Here is a 10543-nt window from a genome sequence, read left to right as displayed (position 1 = left end):
AATATTTTTTGGCGAAAGTCTAGGGAATATGGTTTCATTTTTACCCTTGAGTATCTACACTATCTTTATTTTAAATAATGTACTTCATTAGACTGGTAAACGCTATAAATATCATTTTCTCTATAAAAATAATATTTAATGGGTTTCTAGAAAAATCATTACTTTCTTATTGTCATATTTGGGAAAGTTTGTATAACAGTAATATCTTATTAGCTGACTTGAAAATCAACCGAGCTTAACATAGGAATGCTCTAAAAATTTCAAAATCATGTTTATTTTAGAGAATGATCCATTAGAGGCAGGGCGTGTATATAAAAGCACGGGGGCGCTACCCAAGAATATATTACGCTCAACAGTTTATCGAGCGTGGGAAAGATCCCATCTGCAAGGAGCTAATCCCCACGCGTTACAAGCAGAAAAACTTTCCAGTTTGGAGACAGAACGCTTAGTAGAGCAGCAGAGTTATTTGCTTAATGTTGTGCGTCCTTATTTCCAAATTTTGTCCCAGGCAGCTGGTAAAGAACCTCATGCAGTTATGTTAGGCGATCGCCAGGCCATTCTGCTAGGTTTAACAGGCGATGAACAAACTATCAACTCACCATCTTTTCCTGCTGCTGGTTCTTTGTTATCTGAAAGTGTAGCTGGCGCTAATGGCATCGGTACACCCTTAGCAGAAGAAGATTATGTAGAAATTATCGCCAGTGAACATTTTATTGAAGGCTTCCATCCTTTTACCTGTCAGGGTATCCCTTTGCGTAATGAAAAACAGGAAATTGTCGGAGTATTGAGTATCTCTTCACAACGTCAGGATGCAGGACAACGATTAAAAGAAATTTTATTGTGTGCGTCTCGTGCTGTCGAGGCAGAATTCTTAATAGCAAACCTCAAAAAAGATATTCATCATGTACTAACTTCTAATCCTGAGGAATATCAACCATTAGAAGAACTGCGTCAAGATATCATCCAAGCACACCATGCTGCACGCTTAAAATTGGAAGTCAGCTCTCGGATGGTGGCGGTGAATCGCCTAGATTATGCCAAACAATTACTGCAACAGGCGGAAAAATCGATTCGGATATTTCAACGCCATGCCGCAATTTGGCGTAATTTAGCCTCTAGTGATGTTGGTTCAGTGGAAATTATCTCCCTAACTGAAACTATCCAAGATGTTGTGGAGTTACTATCCACGGAAGCTAGCATCCGCAGGATAGAGGTTGTTACGAACTGGCAAGAGCCAATTACAGTCATTACCGAACCAGCAAGTCTTTCACGCCATTTGTTACGTTATTTTTTGCAAGCTTTTGATATGGCAGGTAAAGGGGGAACACTAGAGGTGGCTGCTAAGAGGGTGGCAAATTCCGAATTTGTCCTAGTGAGTTTTCTGCCTATTGCAACCTTAAATACATATCCATTACAGCCAACTCCATTAATTTATTCCTTACCAATAAAAAATTAACAATTTATGAACAATCAGAATTTAGGCAGGGGCAAGGTTTTAATAGCTGATGATGATGATGATAGCCGAATGATGCTCTCTTTTATATTACAGGAAGAAGGCTGGGAAGTTTACGAGGCTTGTAACGGCAAAGAAGCTCTAGAAAAAGTTATTGAAGAGAAACCGGATTTATTGATTTTGGATAATAGAATGCCAGAGTTAAGTGGGGTTGAAGTGTACCAATATCTACAAGCAGAAGGTATTAACATAGCAGTTGTCTTAGCTACAGCATACGGTTATTTAGACGAATTAGCTTCATCCTTGGGTGTGGAGCATTTTATTCATAAACCCTATGAGATTCCCGCATTACTAAAAATGGTGGAGTCTGCTTACGTTCATTCTCGTAACTAACTCAGTTACTTTCAGCTTTGTGGGAGGTTGTCGGGGTCAACGCCGAGACTACGTAAATAAGCTGCTAACTGTTCTGCACATTGGCGTTCTTGTTCTAACAGTAATTCAGCTTGTTCTGCCCGTTGATTTAGTATAATCAGGGTGTGTTGAAATTTGTAACAAATATTTATGCCTCCTCGTTGGCCTCGCAAACCCGATCGCAAAGACCCAGAATTCCGCAAGTTAGATGACAGAATGAACTTTGCTGTTCATGTAGCTGTTGCGGCAACGATTAACTCTGGTTTATGGTTTTTCCAAAACATCACCTTAGCTAAATGGGAATGGCTACCATTGTTAACGGCTGGTTGGGTGATTGTATTGTTAGTGCATCTAATTTATATTGCAGCGATCGCTAACTATTCACCTACACCGCCTAAATCCACCTGAAGAGGGACTGCTAAAGCTAGGGCAATTGTAACCTGTGGCTGTACACTCACCCGTTAAATTGCGCGATAATGATTATTAGCCTGAGAGTTCGCGCTCTTTTTTTATATGGGGTGATTTTTATGGCTAAGACTAATACGACAGAATTGCTGGAAGCCCTAGCGGCGGAAATTGGGGAAAACGTTTATATAGATATTGCCAAATGGCATCTATATTTAGGTGATGCCAAACTGCATACTGTCGTCGCTGAACAGTTATATCCCTTAATTACTTCTAACTCAGTTACTGAAGACAGAGTTATCAAAGTACTAGAATCTATTCCTGTAAAAATTGGCGGTGGTAGGCGAGAACTGCCTTTGATTGATTTATTACCACTGCAATGTCAGGTAACTCTGGTGGATATTTTAGAAAAATATCAACGCGAAATATAATTCTTTAATTCAGATTATCGCAGCGTTTTACTTTTTATACCCCTTAATTAAGGAGGTAAAGTTTATGGCTGCTGATGAATTTCACTATGAATATACTCTAGCAAAAACAGCAGAGAAATTGGGTAAAAAAGCTTCACAGCTAAATTTAACACCCAGCTTTGCAGCACGTTATTTTGCCGATATTAGACAATATTATATTCCTGATGAAATAAAATCTGAACCCCTAACACCAGAAGAAGTGTATATGCGTCTTAGGCAATTATTAGAAGATTCTGGTAATTAAGCTTTTCCCCCATTCAATAGTTAATAGTGAGGTTATTTATATGCTTTTACAAACGAAAGACACCAGTGATTTAGTGAAAGTTGTGGATATTCAAGAGTTAATCGATCCAAGCATTGACATTGTTCATGGGCGGGATCAGGAAGGTCAAGAAGAACAAGATACGGATTCTTTCAAAAAAGAAAATCTCGTGTTTCCTTCCGGTGAAAGTCTTCCTCGTTGTTGGTTAGATGCCAATTACCGGACAGCTAAAGCTTCTTAGTTTTTTTGATAAAAAATATCCCCGATTTTTCTAAAAAATCGGGGATATTTGGGTATCAAGAGGGGAACTAACTCTCTATTTAAGACGCAGCTTGTTCTGGTGATTTAGCTGTATCGCTACTTGATAATTTGGTAGAAAATGCTTTAGTAATCCAGTAAGTAAAAATGTGGGATAAAACCCCTAAGGGGCCTGCAAATAAACAAAGTATGAGTGAATGAATTGTCCAAATTCCCGTTTTTTGCCCTTCCCAATATATCCAGCGACCGACAAATAAATCCATCACCAGAAAATGAATCCAACCAGTTGCGGCTGCTGTTTCGTCGGCAAAAAAACGAGCTATGTCTGCTAATTGGGGATTAGATAAAGCTTGGGCATTTTCCGGAGTAATGCTGGTGATAAATAAATATAGGTATGCTCCAGCTAAGGGCAAGAAGATTAGATATGATTCCATTACTCGTCGTGTGACTTTCCAGTTGGGCAGAAGAATCATTAACGCCCAAAATGGTAAGACAAAAATATTAGCGATGTTAAATAGTTGGGTGATGTTCATTATGGGGACTGGGGATTGGGGATTACCAATTTGTTGCTAAATTACAAGGCTACCAATTGCGATTCTATTTCTGTTGAGTTTAAATCACGACCGATAAAAACTAAACGAGTTTGTCTGGCTTCTTGTGGTTGCCAAGGGCGGTCATAAAATTTATCAAATCTGTTACCTACCCCTTGCATGACTAGGCGCATGGGTTTGTTGGGAACTGCGACAAAGCCTTTGATGCGGTAGATTTCTTGTTGATTAGTCAGTGTTTGCAGTTGTTGTTGCAATTTTTCTGGGTCAAAGTCCCGGTCTAAAATTAGGTGAGTTGAGGTGATATCGTCGTCGTGGTCGTGGTCTTCTTCGGTGTCGTGATGACTGGGACGACTATCTAAGTTGTCTTCTACGGCGGCTTGGAATCCTAATAGTATAGATGGGTCGAGTTGACCGCGATCGCTCTCCACCATTTTCACCACTCTGGGGAGTTCTTGCTTGACTAATTCCTCAACTTGTGATTTTGTTGCGGCATCAACTAAATCGGTTTTGCTTAAAACTACCAAGTCTGCACAAGCTAGCTGGTCTTCAAACAATTCTTGCAATGGGGTTTCGTGTTCTAGACTATCATCAGCTTGGCGTTGGATGGCGATCGCTTCTAAATCACTGGCAAAGGTTCCTGATGCGACTGCTGCACAATCTACCACTGTTACCACTGCATCCACAGTGGCGGCGTTGCGGATTTCTTGCCAGCGAAAAGCTTTTACTAATGGTTTGGGTAAGGCTAAACCAGAGGTTTCAATCACGATACAGTCTATGCTATCTCTTCGTTTGAGTAATTCCTGCATCGTCGGCAAAAACTCTTCTTGGACGGTACAGCATAGACAGCCATTAGTTAATTCAAAAATATTACTCCCACCGTCCTCATCTTCGGGACAAACTTGGCAGGATTTCAATAATTCGCCATCTATCCCAAGTTCGCCAAACTCGTTGACTAAAACTGCTATGCGGCGGCCTGCATTATTTTGCAGTAGGTGGCGAATGAGGCTGGTTTTACCACTACCTAAAAAGCCTGTAATTACGGTGACTGGGATTTTTCGAGCCATTATTTCAGTAAATCAACAAAATTAAGAGAGTAATTCGTAATTAAGAAGTCTAGGTTGTATCTGTATTATCTGCCATTCGGGCAATGCTTCTGAGCTAAATTTGCCAAATTCTTCCTGAAGATGACCTTATAAGTACCCAAGGAAAGATGTCATTACTAATTAAATCAGTATCAAATATATCAGGAGATGAATCGGCATCTTCCTAGAAGGGAGAATGAGGAAATGAACTTAAAAGCGATTTGGCAACTTTTCCAAGAGGCTTTCCAAGAGTGGAATGATGATAAAGCCTCACGTTTAGCGGCTGCATTGGCTTATTATACGGTGTTTTCTATTGCACCATTGTTGATTATTGTGATTGCGATCGCTGGTGCAGTATTTGGAGAGGAAGCTGCTAGGGGCGAAATTGTGCAGCAAATTCAAGGTTTAGTCGGTAGAGATGGGGCAGAATTTATTGAAACTGCTATCCAAAATGTAGATAGGCCAAAGACGGGTACGGTAGCATCTCTCATCAGTATTGCTCTTTTACTATTGGGTGCAACTGGTGTTTTTATCGAGTTACAAGACTCCCTCAACACCATTTGGGAAGTACAACCAAAACCAGGACGCGGTGTCAAGGGGATTTTTCGCCAGCGTTTTTTATCTTTTGGCATGGTTTTAGGTATTGGCTTTTTGCTGTTAGTTTCTCTGGTAATTAGTACAGTATTATCAACGCTAGTTAATTATTTTGGCGGTTTACTACCGGGTGTAGATTTTCTTTGGCAACTTGTTAATTTTATTATTTCTTTTGCCATCACTACGTTGCTGTTTGCATTAATTTTTAAAGTTTTACCAGATGTCAAAATTACTTGGAAAGATGTTTTAGTTGGCGCAATTCTTACCTCAATTTTATTTTCTATTGGTAGGTTTTTATTAGGACAATATTTAGGTAATGCTGGTTTTGGTTCAGCTTACGGGGCGGCTGGTTCTGTGGTGTTGATTTTAGCTTGGGTGTACTATACTGCCCAAATTCTCTTTTTCGGGGCTGAGTTTACCCAGGTTTATGCAAGAAAATATGGCAGACGTATTGTTCCAACTCGTCACGCTATGCCGTTAAATGATACAAATTCGGGAAATCGGCATTAGAGAATGTAGGGAATGGGGGAGTCAATAATTAAAAATTACAAATTATTATGAGTTGGTTTTCTATAAATTGGCACGCGATTTTTGTGCCTAGTATCAGTATTTTAGAGCTTGTAATCCGGGGGTCATTGGTTTATTTGGCTCTTTTTTCGGTGTTGCGCTTACTGCCTAGTAGACAGATGGGAACTTTAGGAATTACGGATTTGCTCGTAGTTGTGCTATTTGCTGAAGCTGCTCAAAATGCAATGGCAAGTAACTATACATCTATTACTGAAGGAGCAATTCTTGTCGGAACGGTAATTTTTTGGAGCTATTTTCTTAACTGATTAGGTTATAAATTGCCGATAGTTCAACGCTTCTTAAATCCACCACCATTACTGTTAGTAAAAAATGGTAAGACAATTGAACGGCATTTGCAACGAGAATTAATTACAGAAGATGAGTTGAAAAGCAAGTTACGTCAACAAGGTGTAGAGTTCTTAGCCGATGTCAAGTTGGCGTATATGGAAGCTGACGGTAGCATCAGTATTATTACATCAGAGTCAAAACTGGCGGCTAAGGAATAGGGAGTAACAATTGTTAACTGATGACTGACAAATGTACGGGCGGGTTGACAGATATCCTCACTCTCGGACAATGATCTTCATCAACCCGCCCCTACTATCAACTATCAACTGACAACTATCAACCAAAGCGGGGTAAAATATGACAGTTGTATTCTGCCGCGAACGTTGATAGAGCGTTATACTCTGCCCGAAATGGGCAACCTGTGGACTGACTTTTATAAACTAAAAACCTGGCTTCAGGTGGAAATTGCAGTCTGTGAAGCCCAAGCGGAATTGGGTTATATTCCATCTGCTGCTGTTGAGGAAATCAAGGCTAAGGCAAATTTCGATCCGCAACGGGTGTTGGAAATAGAGGCGGAAGTCCGTCACGATGTCATCGCCTTTTTGACTAATGTCAATGAGTATGTGGGTGATGCTGGGCGTTACATTCACTTGGGCTTAACTAGCTCTGATGTATTAGATACAGCTTTAGCTTTACAATTGGTTGCTAGTTTGGATGTGTTGGCGCAACGTCTGGAAGATTTGATTCAGGTGATTCGCCAAAAGGCACGGGAACACCGTTACACGGTGATGGCTGGCCGATCGCATGGTATTCACGCTGAACCAATCACTTTTGGGTTTAAATTGGCTGGTTGGTTGGCGGAAGTGTTACGCCACCAACAACGGCTGACAATTTTGCGGGAAACGATCGCTGTGGGTAAGATTTCCGGCGCGGTGGGAACCTACGCTAATATTGAACCACGGGTGGAGGCGATCGCTTGTCAAAAACTCGGACTCAAACCCGATACAGCTTCTACACAAGTCATTTCCCGCGATATTCATGCTGATTTCGTACAGCAATTAGCCTTGATTGCTGCCTCTATCGAACGCTTTGCTGTAGAAATTCGCAATCTACAAAAAACGGACGTTCTAGAAGTAGAGGAATTTTTCTCGAAGGGACAAAAAGGCTCTAGTGCGATGCCACACAAACGCAACCCCATCCGTTCGGAACGGCTGACGGGGATGGCGCGGCTAGTGAGGAGTCATGCCGGTGCAGCTTTAGAAGATGTCGCCCTATGGCACGAACGGGACATTTCCCATAGTTCAGTGGAACGAGTAGTTCTGCCAGATGCCTGCATTTTGACCCACTTCATGTTGATAGAAATCACCAATTTGGTGGAGAAACTGTTAGTCTACCCAGAAAATATGGCGCGGAATCTCAACTGCTATGGTGGCGTTGTGTTCAGCCAAAAAGTTTTGCTGGCCTTGGTAGATAAGGGTCTCAGCCGAGAAGAAGCATATGCGATCGTTCAGCAAAATGCTCATACGGCATGGAATAAGCCAGAAGGCAATTTCCACGACTTGATCATTAAAGATCCTCGTGTCACTCAACATTTGTCCTCAGAAGAAATTGCCGTGTGTTTTGACCCACAGCAACATCTGAAACATTTGGATGAGGTTTATCGCCGGTTGGATATTTAGGATTGGGGATTGGGGATTGGGGATTGGGCGAAAATCTTGGAGTAAGTTCTCCCCCTGCTTCCCCTGCCTCCCCGAACCGTATTGCCTTAAGCCCGTTCCCTTGTAGAGGAAGAGGTTGGGGTTAGGTTCCAGCAAACTTTAATTAACTACGCTGCAACAGCCTCTTTTTCCTTCCTTGCTGGCGCATTTTGAGTTAATAAATGAGTGTATAGCTGACTCAATTGGGATGCTACACCGTCCCAGCTGAAGGTGGTTTCCACTCGCTGGCGGGCGGCTGCACCTAGTTGATCTCGCCAAGTTGGATTGGCTAAGATGCGGTCTATGGCTGTAGCAAAAGCTGATTCGTCTTGTGGAGGTGCAAGTAAACCTGTGACTTCTGGGACTACTGTAAATTGCAATCCACCGACATCACTGGCTACTACGGGGGTTTTGCTAGCCATTGCTTCAATAGCAACTAAACCAAAGGGTTCGTAGTGGCTGGGGACGACGCAAACATCAGCCGCAGCGTAGTAGTAAGGGAGAATTTCATGATCTAGGCGACCAGCAAAGGTGGTGCAATCGTTTAGTCCTAGTTCCGTAACAATATTAGCAATGCGATCGCGCTCTCTGCCATCGCTTTGACCAGGACGGCTACCACCACCAATGACTAGCTGGAGGTTTGCTTCACCTCTCAAGCTAGAGTGAGCAACGGCTCTGACTAAGGTTTCTATGCCTTTACGGGGATCAAAACGACCTACATAAAATACCATCTTGGCATCAGGTGCAATTCCCAGTTTTTCCCGTGCGGCTGACTTGTCAATGTTTCCAAAGTTATTAATGTCAGTCCCGCAAGGAATCATCTCTATGCGTCCCTTCTTAGAAACCAGGGCGCGCATATGTTGCTGTTCTTGGGGGCTGGTGGCAACTACTGTGTCTACAGTTTCTAAACAAGCTTTTTCGATGGCTAATCGCTGATTAGCTATGGCGGGTATATCTGCGATCGTTTGATATTTGATTGCCCCTAATGAGTGATATGTATGCACCAACACCAACGGTTGTTGCTTTTTCAGTTGCATTCCTACCCAAGACGACAACCAGTAGTTTGTGTGAATGAGTTGATAATTATAACCTTGGCGTTTTTGGAAGCGTTGGAATTCAGCCACGAATTCCGGTAAATAATCAAATACGTGATCACGTCCAATAAACTCAACTGGCCCCGCTTGTAAGCGGATAGTGCGGCAATTAGGACTGTGTTGGACAATCTCAGCCTGGTCGGGACTGATGCGGCGAGTGAACATATCCACTTGCCAACCTTGTTCGGCTAGTGCGTAGCCTACTTCTCGAACATAAACATTCTGACCACCAGCTTCTTCTTGACCTATTTCGACAGATGGGTCTCCAGAAACAGAAATAAGTGCAATCCGATGTTTTTTAGTTTGGAACATAGTGAGCTTCACCTCAAGGTAACTACTTCTTCCTCAGACACCAGAATTTAGGACATAAGTATCCATGCCTCTGGTCGAGGGCGGGTAAAACGAAGCGTAAAGCTACCAGCCAAGGACACTGACGACAGACATTATATAAAAATCTGTACGTTCAATCTCCTCTCAATGCCGACGAAGTTAGCTGACGGGCTAGGACTGAGAGATATCCTTTTTGGATAATCCAAAATACGCCCCAATTTTGGTTCCTCCGCTCTTTGATTGCCTCAATGTTTGGGGCAATTAAGATTAGGCTGACTGATTTACATTTGCTTAACACTTTACTGGCGATCGCCATTATAGTCAATAGCTTTTACAAAAAAAACGTCTTGAATTACTTCCAGCTTGTTGAATAACACCTCTAGAAAGGTGTCACAACCCAACTGAAATGAGGAAATATTTTGTAAGAAAAAGTATTTTCTATGTTGATAATATTAACTGCCATATATTCGATGATTCAACTTTCTAAAGAAATATTTCCTTGACTATATTTTTGAAATTTTTGGCTTATACCTGCTGAAAACAGCCTCAATCTTAAGATGGTTAGTACCCCGCAAGTCTTGTCAGCACTCTGTTATGTCTAATAAAGTCATGTGCTGCCAATAAAGACTTTCCACTCTATCAACAGTCAACGGTCAACAGATATATCTGAAATCACTGGACATTACATAAAAATAATTCGGGCAATATTGTGGTGATTTATCTAGTTAGTGTTATAAAAAGTATAATATTAAATAATTTAGTAGTATAAATACTTCCTGCGGGGATTGACAAAAATCAAGAAATATTTACTCAATGTTCTAAGCTGTGCAGAAAGTATATATCAAAAGACATAATTACAGGATTTATGTCTAAAGTATTGTATTGCAATGCTTGATTTTCCAGACTAAATTGCTAACAATAAAGAAGGGATTTAAAAATCTCATAGTCAATTTCGATCATTTGACCCTTCTACGCTAGTACAACACGGCGTAAATAAGCAGACCATATTGGTGGGAGAATAAATAATCAGGTTAAAACCCTTTTGGAGGGGCGTATCAAGGACTGAGGGTGTGACTAGATT

General features: G+C 41.4%; 12 protein-coding genes, 1 pseudogene and 1 riboswitch. Of the genes and pseudogenes, 9 read left to right on the top strand and 4 right to left on the bottom strand.

The window, feature by feature from the left end; translation table 11 throughout:
* Positions 1–268 precede the first annotated feature (268 nt).
* Both H6G14_RS31770 and H6G14_RS31765 read left to right on the top strand, forming a co-directional pair.
* Complete coding sequence (locus H6G14_RS31770) at positions 269–1456, top strand: sigma-54-dependent Fis family transcriptional regulator (RefSeq protein WP_190572808.1); 1188 nt, start codon at positions 269–271, stop codon at positions 1454–1456.
* A 6-nt stretch (positions 1457–1462) separates the two neighbouring features.
* Positions 1463–1846 carry a response regulator gene (locus H6G14_RS31765; protein ID WP_190572806.1) on the top strand — a complete coding sequence of 128 codons (384 nt, stop codon included), beginning with the start codon at positions 1463–1465 and terminating at the stop codon, positions 1844–1846.
* A gap of 11 nt (positions 1847–1857) precedes the next feature.
* On the opposite strand, the gene H6G14_RS33420 is transcribed toward H6G14_RS31765, so the two are convergent.
* Complete coding sequence (locus H6G14_RS33420) at positions 1858–2037, bottom strand: hypothetical protein (RefSeq protein WP_206757624.1); 180 nt, start codon at positions 2035–2037, stop codon at positions 1858–1860.
* On the opposite strand from H6G14_RS33420, the gene H6G14_RS31760 reads away from it, so the two are divergent.
* The 4 genes from H6G14_RS31760 to H6G14_RS31745 all read left to right on the top strand — a co-directional run bounded on the left by H6G14_RS31760 (position 2015) and on the right by H6G14_RS31745 (position 3242).
* Positions 2015–2272: a hypothetical protein gene (locus tag H6G14_RS31760; RefSeq protein WP_190572804.1), complete on the top strand. Its 258-nt coding sequence runs from the start codon at positions 2015–2017 to the stop codon at positions 2270–2272. The two genes, H6G14_RS33420 and H6G14_RS31760, sit on opposite strands and share 23 nt — an antisense overlap.
* A gap of 119 nt (positions 2273–2391) precedes the next feature.
* Positions 2392–2700: a DUF3181 family protein gene (locus tag H6G14_RS31755; protein WP_190572802.1), complete on the top strand. Its 309-nt coding sequence runs from the start codon at positions 2392–2394 to the stop codon at positions 2698–2700.
* Between the two features lie 64 nt (positions 2701–2764).
* Positions 2765–2983, top strand: a complete 219-nt coding sequence (locus tag H6G14_RS31750) for a hypothetical protein (RefSeq protein ID WP_190572801.1) — start codon at positions 2765–2767, stop codon at positions 2981–2983.
* A 40-nt stretch (positions 2984–3023) separates the two neighbouring features.
* On the top strand, positions 3024–3242 hold the full coding sequence (locus tag H6G14_RS31745; RefSeq protein ID WP_190572799.1) for an acetyltransferase: 219 nt from the start codon (positions 3024–3026) through the stop codon (positions 3240–3242).
* 79 nt (positions 3243–3321) lie between these two features.
* Here H6G14_RS31745 and H6G14_RS31740 read toward each other — a convergent pair whose 3' ends face one another.
* Positions 3322–3792, bottom strand: coding sequence for an ABA4-like family protein (locus H6G14_RS31740; RefSeq protein WP_190572797.1), 471 nt, complete (start codon positions 3790–3792; stop codon positions 3322–3324).
* A 41-nt stretch (positions 3793–3833) separates the two neighbouring features.
* A complete protein-coding gene (cobW, locus tag H6G14_RS31735; protein ID WP_190572795.1) occupies positions 3834–4874 on the bottom strand; it encodes a cobalamin biosynthesis protein CobW in 1041 nt (346 codons plus the stop codon).
* A gap of 222 nt (positions 4875–5096) precedes the next feature.
* Between cobW and H6G14_RS31730 the strand changes: the two genes are divergently transcribed.
* The 3 genes and pseudogenes from H6G14_RS31730 (at position 5097) to purB (ending at position 8020) form a co-directional block, all read left to right on the top strand.
* Positions 5097–5996 (top strand): YihY/virulence factor BrkB family protein, encoded by a 900-nt coding sequence (locus H6G14_RS31730; RefSeq protein ID WP_190572793.1) that lies wholly within the window; start codon positions 5097–5099, stop codon positions 5994–5996.
* A gap of 47 nt (positions 5997–6043) precedes the next feature.
* A pseudogene (locus H6G14_RS31725) lies at positions 6044–6559 on the top strand (DUF421 domain-containing protein).
* Between the two features lie 165 nt (positions 6560–6724).
* Positions 6725–8020: an adenylosuccinate lyase gene (gene purB / locus H6G14_RS31720; protein ID WP_190572791.1), complete on the top strand. Its 1296-nt coding sequence runs from the start codon at positions 6725–6727 to the stop codon at positions 8018–8020.
* Positions 8021–8166: 146 nt separating this feature from the next.
* On the opposite strand, the gene H6G14_RS31715 is transcribed toward purB, so the two are convergent.
* Positions 8167–9444 carry a glycosyltransferase family 4 protein gene (locus H6G14_RS31715; RefSeq protein WP_190572789.1) on the bottom strand — a complete coding sequence of 426 codons (1278 nt, stop codon included), beginning with the start codon at positions 9442–9444 and terminating at the stop codon, positions 8167–8169.
* A 151-nt stretch (positions 9445–9595) separates the two neighbouring features.
* Positions 9596–9746, bottom strand: a riboswitch (cyclic di-AMP (ydaO/yuaA leader).
* Positions 9747–10543 lie beyond the last annotated feature (797 nt).

The sequence above is a fragment of the Nostoc parmelioides FACHB-3921 genome (genome assembly GCF_014696625.1).
GTDB classification, from domain to species: domain Bacteria; phylum Cyanobacteriota; class Cyanobacteriia; order Cyanobacteriales; family Nostocaceae; genus Trichormus; species Trichormus parmelioides.
This window is presented reverse-complemented; position numbering and strand designations above follow the sequence as displayed.